At 68.0% G+C, this 17,170-nt stretch carries 14 protein-coding genes and 7 pseudogenes; 5 read left to right on the top strand and 16 right to left on the bottom strand.

Going from position 1 to position 17,170, the window contains the following annotated elements; genetic code table 11:
* The 3 genes and pseudogenes from AV541_RS13520 to AV541_RS03910 all read right to left on the bottom strand — a co-directional run bounded on the left by AV541_RS13520 (position 1) and on the right by AV541_RS03910 (position 2,640).
* A pseudogene (locus AV541_RS13520) lies at positions 1 to 562 on the bottom strand (LutC/YkgG family protein).
* Entirely contained in the window at positions 552 to 1,940 is a 1,389-nt protein-coding gene (locus tag AV541_RS03905) for a LutB/LldF family L-lactate oxidation iron-sulfur protein (protein ID WP_060384283.1), read from the bottom strand. Before AV541_RS03905 ends, AV541_RS13520 begins: the two are co-directional and overlap by 11 nt.
* Positions 1,930 to 2,640: a (Fe-S)-binding protein gene (locus AV541_RS03910; RefSeq protein ID WP_060384284.1), complete on the bottom strand. Its 711-nt coding sequence runs from the start codon at positions 2,638 to 2,640 to the stop codon at positions 1,930 to 1,932. Before AV541_RS03910 ends, AV541_RS03905 begins: the two co-directional genes overlap by 11 nt.
* A 121-nt stretch (positions 2,641 to 2,761) precedes the next feature.
* On the opposite strand from AV541_RS03910, the pseudogene AV541_RS13335 reads away from it, so the two are divergent.
* Both AV541_RS13335 and AV541_RS03920 read left to right on the top strand, forming a co-directional pair.
* Positions 2,762 to 3,634, top strand: a pseudogene (locus AV541_RS13335) (transposase family protein).
* Between the two features lie 40 nt (positions 3,635 to 3,674).
* Entirely contained in the window at positions 3,675 to 4,688 is a 1,014-nt protein-coding gene (locus AV541_RS03920) for a restriction endonuclease (protein ID WP_008632839.1), read from the top strand.
* A 60-nt stretch (positions 4,689 to 4,748) separates the two neighbouring features.
* Here AV541_RS03920 and AV541_RS03925 read toward each other — a convergent pair.
* The 11 genes and pseudogenes from AV541_RS03925 to AV541_RS03975 form a co-directional block, all read right to left on the bottom strand.
* A pseudogene (locus AV541_RS03925) lies at positions 4,749 to 6,001 on the bottom strand (sensor histidine kinase).
* On the bottom strand, positions 6,002 to 6,685 hold the full coding sequence (locus AV541_RS03930; protein ID WP_008632837.1) for a response regulator transcription factor: 684 nt from the start codon (positions 6,683 to 6,685) through the stop codon (positions 6,002 to 6,004).
* Complete coding sequence (locus tag AV541_RS03935; RefSeq protein ID WP_060384285.1) at positions 6,682 to 7,047, bottom strand: hypothetical protein; 366 nt, start codon at positions 7,045 to 7,047, stop codon at positions 6,682 to 6,684. The genes AV541_RS03930 and AV541_RS03935 overlap by 4 nt, the downstream gene beginning before the upstream one ends.
* A 9-nt stretch (positions 7,048 to 7,056) precedes the next feature.
* Positions 7,057 to 7,704, bottom strand: a complete 648-nt coding sequence (locus AV541_RS03940; protein WP_014629312.1) for a DUF502 domain-containing protein — start codon at positions 7,702 to 7,704, stop codon at positions 7,057 to 7,059.
* Between the two features lie 21 nt (positions 7,705 to 7,725).
* Positions 7,726 to 8,334, bottom strand: a complete 609-nt coding sequence (gene sdrP, locus AV541_RS03945; RefSeq protein WP_060384286.1) for a Crp/Fnr family transcriptional regulator SdrP — start codon at positions 8,332 to 8,334, stop codon at positions 7,726 to 7,728.
* Between the two features lie 76 nt (positions 8,335 to 8,410).
* A pseudogene (locus AV541_RS03950) lies at positions 8,411 to 8,640 on the bottom strand (hypothetical protein).
* Positions 8,637 to 9,061, bottom strand: a pseudogene (locus AV541_RS13340) (nucleotidyl transferase AbiEii/AbiGii toxin family protein). The pseudogenes AV541_RS03950 and AV541_RS13340 overlap by 4 nt, the downstream one beginning before the upstream one ends.
* Complete coding sequence (gene cutA / locus AV541_RS03960; RefSeq protein ID WP_008632829.1) at positions 9,058 to 9,369, bottom strand: divalent-cation tolerance protein CutA; 312 nt, start codon at positions 9,367 to 9,369, stop codon at positions 9,058 to 9,060. The pseudogene AV541_RS13340 and the gene cutA overlap by 4 nt, the downstream one beginning before the upstream one ends.
* Positions 9,369 to 11,785 (bottom strand): annotated as a pseudogene (gyrA, locus tag AV541_RS03965) (DNA gyrase subunit A). The gene cutA and the pseudogene gyrA overlap by 1 nt, the downstream one beginning before the upstream one ends.
* A gap of 75 nt (positions 11,786 to 11,860) precedes the next feature.
* Complete coding sequence (gene aroQ, locus AV541_RS03970; RefSeq protein WP_008632826.1) at positions 11,861 to 12,310, bottom strand: type II 3-dehydroquinate dehydratase; 450 nt, start codon at positions 12,308 to 12,310, stop codon at positions 11,861 to 11,863.
* Positions 12,311 to 12,346: 36 nt separating this feature from the next.
* Positions 12,347 to 13,567 carry a class I SAM-dependent RNA methyltransferase gene (locus tag AV541_RS03975; RefSeq protein ID WP_060384287.1) on the bottom strand — a complete coding sequence of 407 codons (1,221 nt, stop codon included), beginning with the start codon at positions 13,565 to 13,567 and terminating at the stop codon, positions 12,347 to 12,349.
* Positions 13,568 to 13,604: 37 nt separating this feature from the next.
* Between AV541_RS03975 and AV541_RS03980 the strand changes: the two genes are divergently transcribed.
* The 3 genes and pseudogenes from AV541_RS03980 (at position 13,605) to AV541_RS03990 (ending at position 16,128) form a co-directional block, all read left to right on the top strand.
* Positions 13,605 to 14,252, top strand: coding sequence for a response regulator transcription factor (locus tag AV541_RS03980; RefSeq protein WP_008632821.1), 648 nt, complete (start codon positions 13,605 to 13,607; stop codon positions 14,250 to 14,252).
* Positions 14,249 to 15,247: a M20/M25/M40 family metallo-hydrolase gene (locus AV541_RS03985; RefSeq protein ID WP_060384288.1), complete on the top strand. Its 999-nt coding sequence runs from the start codon at positions 14,249 to 14,251 to the stop codon at positions 15,245 to 15,247. Before AV541_RS03980 ends, AV541_RS03985 begins: the two co-directional genes overlap by 4 nt.
* Before the next feature lie 6 nt (positions 15,248 to 15,253).
* Positions 15,254 to 16,128 (top strand): annotated as a pseudogene (locus tag AV541_RS03990) (hypothetical protein).
* Here the strand turns inward: AV541_RS03990 and AV541_RS03995 are convergent.
* Positions 16,118 to 16,411, bottom strand: a complete 294-nt coding sequence (locus AV541_RS03995) for an HU family DNA-binding protein (RefSeq protein ID WP_008632816.1) — start codon at positions 16,409 to 16,411, stop codon at positions 16,118 to 16,120. The pseudogene AV541_RS03990 and the gene AV541_RS03995 overlap by 11 nt on opposite strands.
* Positions 16,412 to 16,515: 104 nt before the next feature.
* Positions 16,516 to 17,169 carry a lysophospholipid acyltransferase family protein gene (locus AV541_RS04000; RefSeq protein ID WP_060384289.1) on the bottom strand — a complete coding sequence of 218 codons (654 nt, stop codon included), beginning with the start codon at positions 17,167 to 17,169 and terminating at the stop codon, positions 16,516 to 16,518.
* Position 17,170: the final 1 nt, after the last annotated feature.

The following is a 17,170-nucleotide window of genomic DNA, read 5'->3' on the forward strand; positions in this document are numbered from 1 at the left end:
TCACTCCAGGACGACCACCACGAGCCTCCCGGGCCCGTGCACCCCTTTGACCATCACCTGGCCGATGTCGGCGCTCTTGGAGGGGCCGGAGTGGAGGCCCAGGGCCCTGGGGAGGGTTTGGAGGTCCTGGAGGGCCTCGAGGAGGGTGCCGTAGACCCGGTTCGCCTCCACGAAGACCAGGTGGGTGGGGGGGAGGAGGTGGACCCTTCGGCCCTCCTCGCTGGAAAGGGCCACGCTCCCCGTTTCCGCCACGGCAAAAAGGGCCCAGGAGACCCCCAAGGGGGCCTCCTCGGGGGCAGCTCGGGGAGGGGGGGCCTGAGGTCCTGGGGAGGGTCTTGCCGAAGGCGGCCCCAGGAAGCCCCTCGGCGAGGCGTTGGGCGAAGGCTTTGGCCTCTTCCCGGGGAAGCCTCATGGCCTCGGCCCCGTTTTCCTGAAGGCGCCTCAGGAGGAGGTCCACGGGGTCCTCCGGGGGAGGGAGGTGGGGGTGCTCGGGGAGGAGGGCCTTGGGGCGCTCCTTGAGGGCCCGCTGCACCCGGGCGAGGATCCTGGTCCTAGCCTCCACGCTCCACCTCCTTCCAGAGCTCGTGAAAGGGCTTGGGGCTTGGCTTTAAGGGCCCCCTTCCCTCCGTCCAGGCCCTGAGGAGGGGGAGGAGGTCCTGGGGCAGGGGAAGCCCCCTCAGGCCTTTGGAGAAGAGGCGGTAGAGGGCGGGGCTTTCCATGACCTTGCGGAAGGCCCGCATGGCCCCTTTTTCCCAGGAGGGGGTGAGGCCCTCCGCTACCGCCCGGTGCCGCCAGGTGAGGAGGAGCTTGGGGATGGGGATCTTCACCGGGCAGGCCTCCAGGCAGGCCCCGCAGAGGGTGGAGGCGTAGGGCAGGGGGTAGGCCTCCTCCAAGGAGAGAAGCCCGGGGTCCAAAACGGCCCCGATGGGCCCGGAGTAGACGTAGCCGTAGGGGTGCCCTCCCGTCTGGCGGTAAACGGGGCAGGCGTTGAGGCAGGCCCCGCAGCGGAGGCACCTCAGGGTCTCCCAGGCTTCGGGGTCAGCGAGGAGGGTGGTCCGCCCGTTGTCCACCAGGACCACGTGGACCTCCTCGGGGCCCTCCTCCCCTTCCTTGGCGGGGCCTTGGATCAGGGAGACGAAGGTGGCAAGGCGCTGCCCCGTGGCCGCCCGGGCGGTGAGGGGGAGGAAGAGGGCGAGGTCAGAAAAGCGGGGGAGGAGCTTTTCTATCCCCACGAAGGCCACGTGCACTCTGGGGAGTGAGGTGGAAAGGCGGATATTCCCCTCGTTTTCCATCAGGGCCAGGGTGCCGGTCTCCGCCACCAGGAAGTTGGCCCCGCTGATGCCAAGCTCCGCTGTGAGGAAGGCCTCCCTTAGGACGTTACGGGCCACCTGGGCCAGGGCCTCAGGGGGGGCGTCCAGAGGGGTGCCGAAGCGCTGGTGGAAGAGCCTCTGGATCTCCTCCAAGGAGAGGTGGATGGCGGGGCCCACGATGTGGCTCGGGGGCTCGCCCAGAAGCTGGATCAGGTACTCCCCGAGGTCCGTCTCGTAGACCTCCACCCCCAGGGCCTCGAGGAGGGGGTTCACCCCGAGCTCCTCGGTGAGCATGCTCTTGGCCTTCACCGCCCGCTTCACCCCGTGCCTTTGGACCACCTCCCTTAAGACCCGGTGGGCGTCCTCCGGGGTCTCGGCCCAGTGCACCTGGACGCCGTTTTCCCGAAGGCGCCTTTCCGCAAGCTCCAGGTAGCGGTCCAGGTGGCTTAAAACGTGGTCCTTCACCGCCTTGGCCCTTTCCCGCCACGCCTCGATGGGGACCTCGGCGTAGGCCTTGAGGCGGTTTCGCTCAAAGTGGAGCGTGGCCCCGGTGACTGCTTCCCGTACCCCGGGCTTTTCCCTTAAAAGCCTTGCCGCTTCCTTGGGGTAGAGCTTCGCCTTAGCCCGCATACGCCTCCCAGAGCAGGGTGGCGAGGGGGGCCACCCTGAGGTTCTCGCCCTTCTTGCCCAGGCGCCCCGCGAGGTGGAGGAGGCAGCCCGCGTCCGTGGAGGTGAGGACCTCGGCCTTGGGCAAGGTGGCGAGCTTCCGGTCCGCCATGGCCAAGGAGACCTCGGGGAGCTTCACCGAGAAAAGCCCCCCGAAGCCGCAGCACTCCTCCCCGGCCTCCCAGGGGAGGACCTCGGCCCCGGCGTTTTGCAGGAGGAGAAGGGGCTCCTCCCGCACGCCGAGCTCCCTTAAGGCGTGGCAGCCGTGGTGGTAGGCCACCTTCCTCCCTTTAAGCCCCTCCCCGAGCTTCTCCACCCCGAGAACCCGCACCAGAAACTGGGAGAGCTCGTAGGTCTTCTCCGCCATCGCCAAAGCCTCCCGGTTTCCGGGAAGGAGCTCAGGGTAGTGGTTCTTCACCATGCTGGTGCAGCTTCCCGAGGGCAGGACCACGTACTCCGCCTCCTCAAAGACCTCGAGGGTCCTTTTGGCGAGGGGCCTCGCCTCGTCCCAGTACCCGGCGTTGAAGGCGGGCTGGCCGCAGCAGGTCTGGCCCTGGGGGAAGTCCACCTCCACCCCCAAGGCCCTGAGGAGCTTCACCGCCGCCACTCCGGCCTCCGCATAGAACTGGTCCGCCAGGCAGGTGATGAAGAGGGCCACGCGCATTTGCGCTCAATATACTTCCATAGGACCCGGTTTGCCTCGGGAGGCTTCGCTTCCCGGCGAAGAGAATACCTTCGTGTGCTACTTGACCCCGACCCCTGGGGTGTGAAAAAAGGGGGGTGCCATGCGGCAAGATCGTGAGCACCCCCTTTACCATCTTGACGCAGAAACCCTTCTGGTGGCTACCTACATCTGGGTGGATGACGAGCTCAAGGCCTTGCAGGCCCAAGGCCTCAAGCTCCCCCCAAAGCAAAAGCACCAGAAGGCTACCCTGGCCGAGCTCCTAACCCTCGCCATCTTTCTCCTTTTGCAAGGCCAAGACCTCGCCAAAGGCTACTTGGCCGCCAAGACCACCCTCAAGGCCTACTTCCCCTCCCTCCCCCACCTCTCCCGCTTCTACCGGGTCCTTCAGAAGGCCCAGGGGTTGTTGGCTCACCTGGCCATGAGGCTCTCTGGGGGACAAGGCCTCCTGCAGGTGGTGGACCTCAAGCCTATCCCCCTGGCCCACGGCCACCGCATCCACGGCCTCTCTCTTCCCGAGGCCGCGATGGGGGTAGGACCTCTGGGGGCTTTCGCGGGCTACGTCCACAAGCTGTTTCCCTGACGGGAAAGCATCATGCCAGTGATGAACGAGCGGGGTCTCTTCTTTCGTTGGGCCATTCTCCCCGGTAATGCCCGGGAGACCTGGGGGAGGGACCTGCTGGACGGTCTGCCCGCGGTCTTGGGGGACCGGGGCTTCCGCTGGGTCCAGGGGGTCAAGACCCCGCCCTATCGGGTCAGGGGAGGGAAGGTGGTGGAGACGGGGTGGAGAGAGTGGATGGGGAGGGTCAGGAACTGGATAGAGACCCGCTTCAGTGTGATGGTGCGGTCTTTAGGGCTTCATCGGATAGAGGCGCGGTCCTACTGGGGTCTGGTGGCCCGGGTGAACCTCATCCTGCTGGTTCACAACCTCATCCGCAGCCGGGTGCTCCTGAAGATGGCCGGGGTGGAGCTATGAGGTAGCACACGAAGGAATATCTTGGGGGGAGGTGAGAGGCATGGCGCTTTGGTTGGTGCGGGCGGGGAAACGCGGTGAGCAGGAAGAGTTTGCCCTGAATAACAGGGTTGCGGTCATTGGATGGGACGACTTGCCCGACCTCTCTCAGGTGCAAACTCGGGAGGAACTTTACAATCTCTTGGAGGAGACCTATCCCGAGATTCAACGTAAAGCCCTTCTCAGCTGGCTCAGTCAAATCTGGCCTTTTGTCCGCGAGATGCAGCAGGGCGATTTGGTTGCCCTGCCCTCCAAGCGGCGGCCTGTCGTTTATTTTGGGCGCGTAAAGGGTCCTTACGTTTACAACCCTAATAACCCTGAAGGGGCCAAACACACCCGCCCCGTGGAGTGGTTCAAGGAAATACCTCGGGACAGGATTGACAGGGACATCCTCTACTCCCTGGGGGCGTTTATGACCGTGTGCCGCATTCAGCGCAACAACGCCGAGGAACGCGTCGTGCGCCTCCTCGAGGGCAAGTCCCCCGAAAAAATCAAGAATGAAGAAAAGAAAGAGGGAGAAGTCTATCCAGCGGACTTGGAGGAGTACGCCCTGGATTTGATCCGGCAACACATTGCGCGCAAGTTTAAAGGGCACCGCTTGGCTTATCTCGTGGAGGCGATTCTTCAAGCCGAGGGGTACTTCACTTACCGTTCTCCCGAGGGACCCGATGGGGGTGTGGACATTCTGGCGGGGCGGGGTCCCCTGGGGTTTGACGAGCCTAGGCTCGCCGTACAGGTGAAGTCGGGGGATGCTCCCGTGGGTGGCCCCGAGCTCAACCAGCTTCGCGGCGCCATGGGCAAGCTGAACGCCCGCGTGGGGCTTTTTGTTTCCTGGGATGGATTTAAGGGGGCCGCCGAGAAGGAGAAGGCGCAGTCCTTCTTTGAGATAAGGCTTTGGGACGCCAACGACCTCATTCAGGCCCTACTCGCCAACTACGAAAGGCTTCCCGACGATATTCAGGCGGAAATACCCCTCAAGCGCATTTGGATCCTGCTACCTGGTGAGGAAGAAGGGTGACGCTTTCTTGGTGAAGGCTCTGAAACGCAGCTTCTTTCTGGACATCCCTCCGGGCCCTCCTTAGGCCTCCTCCTCCAAAAGGGGCAACCGCACCCTGAAGACCGTGCGCCCGGGGCGGCTTTCCACGGCGATCTCCCCGCCGTGGGCCTTGGCGATGGCGTGGGCGATGGCAAGCCCAAGCCCCGTGCCCCCTCCGGGCCCCCGGGCGAAGCGCTGGAAGAGGCGGGGGAGGAGGTCCTCGGGGATCCCGGGCCCCGAGTCCTCCACCTCCAGGAGGGCGTGGTCGGCTTCCCGGCGCACCCGCACCCGCACGCCCTCCTTCCCCGCCGCCCGGACGGCGTTGGCGACGAGGTTGCGAAGGAGCTGGAGGAGGCGGTCGGGGTCCCCGAGGACCTCGGCGCTTTCCGCCTCGGCCGCCACCCCGTACTCCAGGGCCGCCTCCCGGGCCACCTCCCCCAGGTCCACGATGTGGAGGTTGAGGTTCCGCTCCACCTCCCCCCGGGCCAGGGCCAGCAGGTCCTCCACCAGGCGGCGCATCCGCTCGGCGGTGGCCCGGGCGGTGCGGAGGGCCTCGAGGTCCATGGGGTTGCGGGCCAGGCGGTCCAGGTGGCCCAGGAGGACGGTGAGGGGGGTCCTGAGCTCGTGGCTGGCCTCGGCGAGGAAGGCCCGCTCCCGCTCCTTGGCCTCCTTCAGGGCCTGGAGCAGGGCGTTCACCGCCTCCACCATGCGCCCGAACTCGTCCTTCGGCAGGCGGTGGGGCACGGGGTCCAGGCGGTCGGGGCTTCGGCGCGTGATCTCCCGGGCCACGGCCTCCAGGGGCCGGGCGGCGAGGCGGGCCGTGAGGTAGACCAAGGCCAGGCCCAGGGGGAAGAGGAGGAGGAAGGCGCGGAGGAGGGCCTCCCGGAGGGCCTCGAGGGCGGCCTCAATGGGGCTTGTCTCCGCGGTGAGGACGAGGAGGCCCAGGGGCGTGGCCACGAGGGCGGCGGCGAAGCCCTCTTCCCAGAGGACCTCCGGGGTGGACCCTGCCCGGCGGAGCCTCTCGGGGGGAGGCGGTGGTCGGGCCGGGTGAGGGCGATGGGGGTGCCGTCTTGAGCGTAGAGGTGCAGGTAGACCCCGCCCGTGGTGAGGAGGGCGCCCGCCTGGCCCTTCTGGTAGGCCTCGGCCGCCCGGAGGACGTCCTGAACGAGGGTGGCCTCGAGGCGCCTTTTCAGGGCCTGGTCCACGCTGCGTCCCGCCAGGTACCAGGCCCCGCCCAGGAAAAGGAGCCACAAAAGGGCGAAGGCCAGGAAGAGCCGGGTGCGGAAGGAGAGCACCTAGCCCTCCTCCTCCCTCCTTCCCGGCCGCACGGCGTAGCCCACGCCCCGGACCGTGCGCAGGTATCCATAGGCCCCCGCCTCCCGGAGCTTGGCCCGGAGGTTGGCCATGTGAACGTCCAGGACGTTGGAGTCCTTGTCCAAGGGCCTGCCCCAGACCCTTTCCTCGATCTCGGGGCGGGGAAAGACCCGCCCGGGCCGGCTCATAAGGAGGTGGAGGAGGTCAAACTCCTTGGGGGAGAGGCGGACCTCCCGCTCGCGGAAGAAGACCTGGCGCTTCCTGGGGTAGAGCTCCAGCTGGCCCACGGCGAGGACCTCGCTCCCCTCCTTGTGCCGGAGCTGCACCTGAATCCGGGCCAAAAGCTCGGCAGGGTGGAAGGGCTTTACCAGGTAGTCATCGGCCCCGCCTGTGAGGAGGCTCACCTTGCGGTCCACCGCGTCCTGGGCCGTGAGGACGAGGATGGGGGTGTCGTCCGTGGCCCGGATCCTTCGCGCCACCTCCGCCCCGTCCAGGTCGGGGAGGCCGAGGTCCAGGACCACGAGGTCGGGCTTGCCTTCCCGGTGCCGGATCAGCCCTTCCATCCCCGTTTTGGCCCAGTCCACCTGGAACCCGGCCTCATTGAGCTCGGCCTCCACGAGCCGGGCCACCTCAGGGTCGTCCTCGATGAGGAGGATCCGCTTCATGGCCAAAGCCTCCCCGGAAGGGCCACGCCGTAGGCCTCTTGCAGGAGCCGAACCAAACTTACCCGTTCCTTCTCCAAAAGGAGGAGTACGTCCCCCTCCGCCGCCACGCCGGGGAGGACCTGGGGCTTCTTCCCGGGTACGGAAAGGAGAAGGCGCACCTCCGTCCCCGGGCGGGGGGCGAGGGGCGGGGAGAGGGGAAGGAGGCGGCTGTTCTCGAGGCGCCAGGCGGCGAAGAGGGTCTTCAGGTCGGGGGAGAGGAGCCTGAGCTCCGTCCCCGGGGGCAGGGCTTGGCCGAGGAGGGGCGGCAAGGCCGCGAAGGCCAGGCCGCAAAGCCCCAGAAGGAGGAGAAGGTGGCGCTTCACGCCCTCATTCTAGGACGGCCGCTCCGCCCTTTGTGGGAGGGAGGTTAAGGGGCTTTGGGGTTTTTCCGGGAGGAGGAAGCCGGCGGAGACCACGTACTTGAGGGCCTCCTCCACGCTGATCTCCAGGGGGAGGACCTCCTCCGAGGGGACCAGGACCACCATGCCGCTTGCGGGCACCGGGCTTGTGGGCACGAGGACGGCGGTGTAGCCCTCGGGCAGGGGGGGAAGCCTCCCTCCGACGCTTTGCACCACGAAACAGAGGGCGTAAACCCCCCGCCTCGGGTACTCGATCACCGCCGCCCGGCTGAACTTCACCTCCTGGTGGCCGAAGAGGGTATGGGCGATCTGCTGGACGGCCTTATAGATGTCCCGGACGATGGGGAGGAGGAGAAGGGAGCGCTCCAGCGAGACGATGAGCCGCTTCCCCAGGTAGTTTTCCGCCAGGCTTCCCACCAAGTAGACCAGGACCCCGGCGAGGAAAAGCCCCACGAAGGGAAGAACGGGCTGGTAGGCCCGGGGCACCTCGAGGCCGAAGAGCCGCAGGAAGGCCTGGATGTAGGCGCCGGAATAGGTGTAGACCCACCCTAAGAGGTAGAGGGTGACAATGAGGGGAAGCAGCGTGACGAGACCGGTGATGAGGCGCTGGCGGAGCCGCATCCCCTCCAGTCTATAAAAGGCCTAGCGCCCCTGGCCCCGGCTTTCGGCGAGCGCCTTGAGCCCCTTGAGGTCCAGAAGCTGGATCTTCCCGTACCCGGAGCGGATGTACCCTTCCCGGGCGAGCTCCCCGATGACCTTGGTCACCGTTTCCCGGACGCTCCCCACCGCGGCCGCCAGCTCGTCGTGGGTGGCCTTGAGCACCACCTTGCCCTCCTCCTCGTGGGCCAAGGGGGTCTCCGAAAGCTCCAAAAGGGCCGCGGCCATGCGGTTCTTGAGGCGCTGGGTGGCGAGGCGCTCAATCCGGCGGTAGGCCTCGGCCAGGCCCTGGGAGAGGTGCTGGGCGAGGTCCTTGAGGAGATCGGGATCGGGGTTTTCCGGCAGGGGCTCGAGGCGGACGTCCGTGGCGGCCTCGGCGAAGTAGATGCGCTCCTGGCCGAAGAGGGCCTCCTCGCCGAAAAAGCCTCCAGGGCGGACGAGGCGGAGGGTGAGGGCGTTCCCCTCCTCGTCCACCGCTTCCAGGCGCACCAGGCCCTCGAGGACCCGGTAGGCCCGGTCCCTCGGCCCCGGCACCCCGGGGTAGAGGATGACGTCCCCCGCCTTGAAGCTCACGGTCTCGCGCACCTGGGTCATGCCGAACCTCCTTGCCCCCAGGCTAGCACGGGGGCGGGGATTTTGTAAACCTTAGGGTTGCAAAAATCGCGCCGGGCTACCCCTTCCCCAGAGGGCGCTTCTTCGCCACGGGGAGGAGGCGGTGGATGGCGATCTTCGCCCTCTCCCCCCGCCCTTCCGCCTCGGCGAGCCTAAGCCTCGCCCAAAAAAGGGCCATCTCCCAAACGGCGCGAAGCCTTTCCTCTAGGGGCACCTCCCGCCACTCCGCCCGGTCGTCGGGGGCGCGTCCAGGGGGAACCTGCGGGCCACGGGCCGGATCTCCCTCATTCCAGCTCCTCCAAGTCCCTGAGGTCCACGGGCCGCCCAAAGGCTCGCTTGAGGGCCTTGAAGTCTTCGGGGTGGACCACGTAGACTTGGACCCCTTCCACCTCGTGCTTCAGGGCCCGGACGAAGGCCTCGTCAAAGGGGGGCGTTTCCAGGATCACCAGGTCTATGCGGTTGGGGGCGTAGCCCAGCTGGACCACGCCGGGGCTTGCCAGGTCCTCCACGGTGAGGCCCAGGTCATCCCCCCGAAGAAGCGGCGGATGGCGGCGAGGACCCTGGGGGCTTCCTCCGCGTCCACCCAGAGGTCCAGGTCCTTGGTGAAGCGAGGCCTTCCGAAGAAGGCCAGGGCGTACCCCCCGATGACCAAGAACCGGGCTCCCTCTTGGTGGAGGGCCCGGAGGAAGTCCAGCATGTCCGGGGTCATCCCGTGTTCTCCCGAAGCCAGTCCAGGTACTCCCGGTTCCCCTCGGCGATGGGCAGGGCCACGATCTCGGGCACGGTGTAGGGGTGGAGGGCCTTGACCCTTTCCTTGAGCTTAGGGAAGGCGTGGGTGGTGGTCTTGACGAGGAGGAGAAGCTCCTGGTCTTCCACCACCTCCCCCTGCCAGCGGTAGATGGAGGTGAGGCCGGGGACGATGTTCACGCAGGCGGCCAAGCGCTCCTCCACCAGGGCCTTGGCGATGGTCCTCGCCACCTCCTCGCTCGGCACCGTGATGAGCACGACCTCTTCCATCACTTTTCCTCCTCCACCACGAAGGCGCTCGCCACCTCGTCGTCCTCCGGGAGGTTCATCACCTTGACGCCGGCGGTGGCCCGGGAGTACTGCCGGATCTCGGCCACGGGGGTGCGGATGGCGAGGCCCTTACGGGAGAGGACCAAGAGGTCCTCCCCGCCCCGGACCTTGAGCAGGGCGGCGAGCCTCCCCACCTTGGTGGAGACGGCGTAGGTGATGACCCCCATCCCGCCCCGGCCCTGGAGGGGGTACTCGGAAAGGGGGGTGCGCTTGCCGTAGCCCCGGGTGCTCACGGAGAGGAGGTCCACCATCTCCCCGGGCTTCACCACCACCAGGGAGACCACGCGGTCCTCGGGCTTCTTGAAGCGGACGCCGATCACCCCTTGGGTGTCCCGCCCCGTGGCCCGCACCTCCTCCAGGGGGAAGCGGATGGCCTGGCCCTCTTGGGTGGCCAGGATGGCCTCGTCCTCGGGGTCGGAGAGGGCGACCCCCACCAGGCGGTCCCCCTCCTGGAGCCTTATGGCGATGAGGCCCGCCTGGCCCAGGTTCTGGTACTCCTTGAGGGCGGTGCGCTTGACGAGGCCCTGCTCCGTGGCGAAGACCAGGTGGCCTTCCTGGTCCAGGCCCCGCACGGAGAGGAGGGCGGCCACCTCCTCGTCCTCGGCGAGGGGGAGGAGGCTTTTCACGTGGACCCCCCGGGCCTGGCGGCCCATCTCGGGAAGCTCGTAGACCTTGAGGCGGTAGACCCGGCCCCGGTTCGTGAAGAGGAGGAGGTCGTCGTGGGCGTCGGCCACGAAGACCTGGGTGGCCTCGTCCTCCTCCTTGGTCCTGCCCGCCAAAAGGCCCTTCCCCCCCGGCCCTGGGCCCGGTAGCTCTCCAGAGGGAGGCGCTTGAGGAAGCCCTGGGCCGTGAGGGTGATGACCATGGGCTCGTCCTCAATCAGGTCCTCGGGGTTGAAGGTCTCCTCAAACTCGGTGATGAGGGTGCGCCGCGCGTCCCCGTACTTCTCCTTGACCCGGAGGAGGTCGGCCTTGACCTCGGCGAGGAGGCGGGCCTCGTCCTCGAGGATCGCCTTCAGGCGGGCGATCTCCTCCATGAGCCCCCGGTACTCCTCCAAAAGCTTCTCCCGTTCCAGGGCCACGAGGCGCTGGAGGCGCATGTCCAGGATGGCCTGGGCCTGGGCCTCGGAGAGGCCGAAGCGTTCCATGAGGGCGATGCGGGCCTTGGGGGCGTCCTCGGAGCCGCGGATCAGGGCGATGACCTCGTCAATGTGGTCCAGGGCGATGAGGAGCCCTTCCAGGACGTGGGCCCGCTCCTCCGCCTTCCTGAGCTCAAAGAGGCTCCGGCGGCGCACCACCTCCTTGCGGTGGTCCAGGTAGTGGCGCATCAGGTCCAGGAGGGAGAGGACCTTGGGCTCCCCGTCCACGATGGCGAGGAGGTTCACCGTGAAGGAGGTCTGGAGGGCGGTGTGCTTGTAGAGCTGGTTCAGGACCACCTGGGGGTTGGCGCCCCGCTTGAGCTCAATGGCGATCCTCAGGCCCTGCCGGTCGGACTCGTCCCGGAGGCCCACGATGTCCTCAATTTTCTTGGCCTTGACCAGGGCGGCGATCTGGGCGATGAGGCTCGCCTTGTTCACCTGGTAGGGGATCTCCGTCACCACCAGGACGGGCCTCTGCCCCTTCTCCTCCACCCGCACCTTGGCCCGCACCTTGAGGCTTCCCCGCCCGGTGGCGTAGGCCTCCTTGATGCCCTTCTTGGAGAGCTTCCCCCCGGTGGGGAAGTCGGGGCCGGGGAGGTGGCGCATGACCTCTTCCAGGGTGATGGCGGGGTTTTCGATCATGGCCACCAGGGCGTCCACCACCTCGGAGAGGTTGTGGGGCGGGAGGCTCGTGGCCATGCCCACGGCGATGCCGCTTGAGCCGTTCACCAGGAGGTTGGGGATGGCGGCGGGCAGGACCTCGGGCTCCTTGAGGGAGCCGTCGTAGTTGGGGCGGAAGTCCACCGTGTCCTTGTCAATGTCCAAAAGCATCTCCGCCCCGATGGGGGAAAGCCTGGCCTCGGTGTAGCGCTGTGCCGCCGGGGGGTCGCCGTCTATGGAGCCGAAGTTCCCCTGGCCGTCAATGAGGGGGTAGCGGAGGTTCCAGGGCTGGGCCATGCGCACCAGGGCGTCGTAGATGGCGGCGTCCCCGTGGGGGTGGTACTTGCCCATGACCTCGCCCACGATCTTGGCGCTCTTCACGTGCTTGCGTCCCGGCAGGACCCCTTCCTGGTAGGCGCCGAAGAGGATCCGCCTCTGGACCGGCTTGAGCCCGTCCCGCACGTCGGGCAGGGCCCGGTCCACGATGACGGACATGGCGTAGTTGATGAAGCTCTGCTTGAGTTCCTCGGTGATTTCTACAGGCAGTACCTGGGCCATAGCGCTCCTAGAAGGCGTTTAGACGCCACCTTCCATTATAGCACCGGGGGGCTTTGCGAATAAACGGGAAGAAATTCAGAAACCTTTGCCCCCTACCTCCAGGGTTTCCGCCAGGTAGACCAGGGCGAGCTTGTAGGAGAGGGGCCCGAAGCCGGAGACGATCCCCCGGCAGGCCGGAGCGGTCACGGAGTGGCGGCGGAACTCCTCCCGGGCGTGGAGGTTGGTGAGGTGGACCTCCACCACGGGGAGGGGTTGGGCACGGATGGCGTCCAGGAGGGCGTAGGAATAGTGGGTGAGCGCCCCGGGGTTGAGGACGATGGCCAAGAACCCCTCCTGGTGGGCCTGCTGCACCCACTCAATGAGCTGGCCTTCGTAGTTCGTCTGCCGGAAGACCACCCCGAGGCCGAGCTCCGCCCCCCAGGCCTCGCAGAGGGCCTCGAGCTCCTCCAGGGTGGTGCGCCCGTAGACCTCGGGTTCCCGCCTGCCCAGAAGGTTCAGGTTGGGGCCGTTCAGGATGAGGACCATGGGGGCTCCTTTGCCTTCCAGGATACCCCGGGCCGGCTAAAGGCGGAGGAGGGAGAGGACCTCCACGTGGTGGGTGAAGGGGAAGAAGTCGTAGGGGCGGGCGAAGGCGAGGCGGTAGCCCCCCTGGACCAGGGCCCCCACGTCCCGCGCCCAGGTGGCGGGGTCGCAGGACACGTAGAGGATCTCCCGGGGGCGGGTCTCCTTGAGGTAGGCCCGCACCTCGGGGGAAAGCCCCGCCCGGGGCGGGTCCACCACCACGAGGTCAAAGGCGCCCAGGGCCTCGGCCTTGCGGGCGTCCATGCGGAGGAAGCGGACGTTTTCTGCCCCGAGGCGCTTCCGGTCCATCTCCCCCCGGCGCACCGCCTCCTTGCTGATCTCCACCGCCACCACCTCCTCGTAGCGGGGTGAGAGGAGGAGGGAAAAAAGGCCCGATCCGGCGTAAAGCTCCAGCGCCCGCCTTCCCCCCAAGACCAGCGTGCGGGCCTCCTCCAGGAGGTCCCCCGCCGCCAAAGGGTTCACCTGGCTGAAGCTTTCCACGCTTACCGTGGCCTTTAGAGGGCCGAAGGCCTCGAGGAGGGTGCGCTCTCCGGCGAGGGGCGTGACCCGGCCCCGGAAGCGCCCCTTGGGGGAGGGCTCGGCCCAGACCACCCCGGCGAAGCCCTCCTTCACCAGGGCCTTGGCGGGGCGCTTTAGGGCCTCGGGAACCCCCCCGACGAGACCGAGGAGGACCTTGCCCTCTAGAAGGCTTCCCCTAAGGGCCACCTCCTCCACGGGGAGGGGCCAGAGCTTTAGGACATCAAAAGCCCAGGCCAGGGGCTCGGCGAGAAGGGGGTCTTCTTCCAGGCGGTGGAGCTCGCGGCTTTCCGGCAGGCGGTAGGCCAAGCCCCCCAAGGGGTGGCGGGCGTACTGGGCGGCGGTGCGGTAGGCGAGAGGCCTGGGGGAGGGGTGGATGGGGGCTAGGGGGGCCTCCAGCTTGGCGACCCGTTCCAGGGCGTCACTCACCAGGGCTTCCTTCAGGGGGAGCTGGGCCTCGTAGGCCAGAGGGAGGTCGGCGGAAGGGGGAAGGGGCTCGGGGTAGCGGGCAGGGTGGGGCTCTAGGATCTCGGGGGCCTCCAGGAAGAGGGTGCCCTTTTTCCACTTGGGCTCCCCCCGCACCAGCTCCCCGGGGAGGGCCCCCTTCACCAGGACCACCCCCCTTTCGGTGCGGGCCAGACCGTACCCCCCGGGCACCAGTTTCTCCACGCGAAAGGTCAGCACGCCTCTACCCTAGCCCCTTTGGGGCTATGATGGAAGGGTGATCCGGGTTCTTCTGGCGGACGACCACGCCCTCTTCCGCCAGGGGCTGAAAAGCCTTCTGGAGGCCGAGGGGGACTTCCGGGTGGTGGGGGAGGCCAAGGACGGATGGGAGGCCATGCGCCACGCCCTGGAGACCAAGCCCGACGTGATCCTCATGGACATCCAGATGCCGGGCCTGGACGGGGTGCAGGCCACCCAGGCCATCCTCAAGGAGTGGCCCCAGGCCAAGGTCATCATGCTCACCATGTACCGCCAGGACGCCTACGTCTTTGAGGCGGTGAAGGCGGGGGCCCGGGGCTACCTCCTCAAGGACGTGGACGCGAGGGAGCTGGTGGACGCCATCCGCCGCGTCCACGCAGGGGAGGTGCTTCTGGACGCGGAGCTTGCCGGGCACATCATCCAGGACTTCCGCGCCAAGAAGGAGGCCAGCCAGCCCCTCCACGCCGAGCTTTCCGAGCGCGAGGTCCAGATCCTGAGGCTGGTGGCCCAGGGGTACACCAACCAGGAGATCGCCGCCGAGCTTCAGCTTTCCGAGAAGACGGTGCGCAACCGCCTTTCGGAGATTTTCCAGAAGCTTCACCTCAACAACCGGACCCAGGCGGCCCTTTACGCCATCCGGGAGGGGTTGGCGAGGCCCGAAGAGTGAAGGTGGAGGACCCGCGGCGCTACCTCCTGGAGCTCGCCCCCCTTGCGGGGGAGGAGGCGAGGGGGGAGTACGTGGCCTCGAGGCTCCCCGGGGCCCGGAGGGACGGCCTCGGCAACGTTTGGGCCGGGGAGGGGAAGGTCCTTCTCCTGGCCCACCTGGACACCGTCCTCTCCCCAAAGCCCCCGAGGCGGGTGGGCGAGCGGCTCTATGCCCCTGGGGTGGGGGACAACACGAGCGGGGTGGCCGTCCTCCTTTCCCTCCCCGAGCTTCCCGGGGTGGTGCGGGGCTTCACCGTGGGGGAGGAGGGCCTCGGCAACCTCAAGGGGGCGCGGGCTTTGGTGGAGGCCCTCTCCCCTGAGATGGTGGTGGCCGTGGACGGGTACCTGCCAGGGGTGGTGGACCGGGCCCTGGGCTCCGTGCGCCTTAGGGTCCGGCTCCAGGGGCCCGGGGGCCACGCCTGGGGGGACCGGCGGCTTCCCCACCCCGTGTTTGCCCTGGCGGAGGGGCTTTGCCGCGTTCGCGCCCTGGTGGAGGGGCGGGAGGACGCGAGCGTCAACGCAAGCGGCCTCGAGGGTGGCCAGGCGGTGAACGCCCTCCCCCAGGAGGCGGCCTGCCTCTTGGAGGTCCGGGCCTTGGAGGAGGCGGCCTTGGCCGCCCTGCTCCAAGGGGTGGAGGCGGCCTTCGCCGAGGCCGCACGGGCCCACCGGGTCAGGCTCGCCCTCGAGGTCTTGGGAAGGCGGCCTGCGGGCCGGACCGCCACGCCCCGCCTCCTTCAGGCGGCGGAAAGGGCTTTGGCGGAGGTGGGGGAGAGGCCCCAGTGGCTTCCTGGCTCCACCGACGCCAGCGCTGCCATTGAGCGGGGCATCCCCGCCTTGGGCTTCGGGGTGTACCGGGGTGGGGGGGCCCACACTCCGGAGGAGTGGGTCCTGCCGAATAGCCTCCTGGAGGGCCAGCGGGCCCTCCTCGCCCTCCTCCGCGGGCTTGGCGTAGGATAAGGCGGTATGCGCGTCGGCTTGGTCCACGGCTTCCTCTCCCGCCGCTACCTGGACTTCTGGCGGGCCTACCTCGAGGCCCTGGGCGTGGAGGTGGTGGAGGCCGCGCCTCCTCCCTCCGACCTCCCCTTCTGCCTTCCCGTGCAGCGCCTCCTTGCCCAGGTGGAGGCCCTCAAGGAAGCGGGGGTGGACTACCTTCTCCTTCCCGACCTGCAGGGCGGGGTGGAGTCGGAGCGGGGCGGGGGGCAGTGCCCTTGGCTTTTGGACCTGGAGGCCACCCTCCTCCGCTACTTCCCGGGCCTGCCCCCGGTGCTCAAGGTCCCGGCGGAGCTCTCCGAGCGGGTTTTGGGCCGGGCGGGGGAGGTGGGCCAGCTTCTTGTCCGCAACCCCATGCTCGTGGGCCGGGCCCTGGACCGTACCCGGAGGCTCCTCAAGCCTCCCCCGCCCCTCCCCACGCCTCAGGGGAGCGTGGGGGTCGTGGCCCAGCCCTACCTCCTGGAGGAGCCCGCCTTCCGCCGGGAGGTGGAGGCGGCCCTAAGGGCCCACGGCCTCGAGGCCTACTTCCCCGACCTACCCCCCGAGCGGCTCAGGGAGGAGGCGGACCGGCTTCTCCCCGTGGACCTGCCCACGGACCGGGAGCTCGTGGGGGCGATCCACTACCTGGGGCGGCTCGGCCGGGTCAAGGGCCTCGCCCTCGTGGTCTCCTACGCCTGCCCCCCATCCCGGGCCTTATGCGCAAGGCGGCCCGGCGTCTGGGCAAGCCCTACCGCCTCCTCACCCTGGGGGAGGACTGGCAGGAGCCCCTCGCCGCCCTCAAGGCGGAGATGGAAAGGGGCGACCGGGGGGCTAGCGCCCCCCCGGCGGAAGGGCCGTTTACTTCTTGACCTTCTCCTTCAGGGCCTTACCGGGCTTGAAGGCGGGATACTGGGTGGCGGGGATCTTGATCTTCTCCTTGGTGCCCGGCTTCACCCCGGTGCGGGCCTTGCGCTTGCGCACCTCAAAGGTGCCGAAGCCCGTGAGCTGGACCTTGCTCCCGTTGGCCAAGGCCTCCTCCACCTTGGCCAGTAGGGCGTCCACCACGGCCTTCACGTCCTTCTTCTTGAGCCCAGTGGCCTGGGCCACCTGATCCACCAGATCCGCTTTGGTCACCGTCTTCTTCGCAGCCATCTCTCACCTCCTTGCTTCTTTGCCCTTCCGGGCGGAATATATCACGCTTAGAAGTGTTTCTCAAGGTCTAGTCCCTTTTCTATAAAAATCAGCAGCTAGGCACTTTAACGGAAGCATTGGCTTTCCCAGTAGCGAGGGGGCAGAAGATCCCGTACCCGGGCCTCAATCTCCCGGGTGAGCGCTTCCAGCTCCCGGTGGGAAACCTTGGACTTCCTAGGAACCGGTATGGGATCCCCATAGACCACCCGTACGGGGCGGCAGGGGCGGAAGAGCTTCTTCCCCACGGGCCAGGCTTCCTCCGTGCCCACCACGGCCACGGGGACCACGGGGCTTCCCGTGCGCAGGGCGATGGCCGCCACCCCGGTCTTGAAGGGCTGGAGCTTGCCGGTGCGGCTTCGGGTGCCTTCCGGGAAGATGCCGAAGGCCATGCCCCGCTCCAGGGCGCGGATGGCGCCCTTCACGGCGCTCAAGTCCCCGCTTCCCCGCTCCACGGGGATGGCGTAGAGCCGGGGAAGGAGCCAGGAGAGGAGGGGCAGGCGGAAGACGTCCGCCCGGGCCATGAAGCTCACGGGGCGCTTGATCCCCGCCCCGACGACGATGGGGTCCAGGATGGAGAGGTGGTTCGCCGCCAGGATCACGGGGCCTTCGGCCGGGACCTTCTCCGCGCCTTCCACCCGGTAGTGGAAGAGAAGGCGGAGAAGGAAGCGGGCCAGGTGCCAGGAGGCCCGGTAGACGGGGTTGGGCTGGGCTGCGCTCACG

Source organism: Thermus parvatiensis, assembly GCF_001535545.1.
Lineage (GTDB): Bacteria > Deinococcota > Deinococci > Deinococcales > Thermaceae > Thermus > Thermus parvatiensis.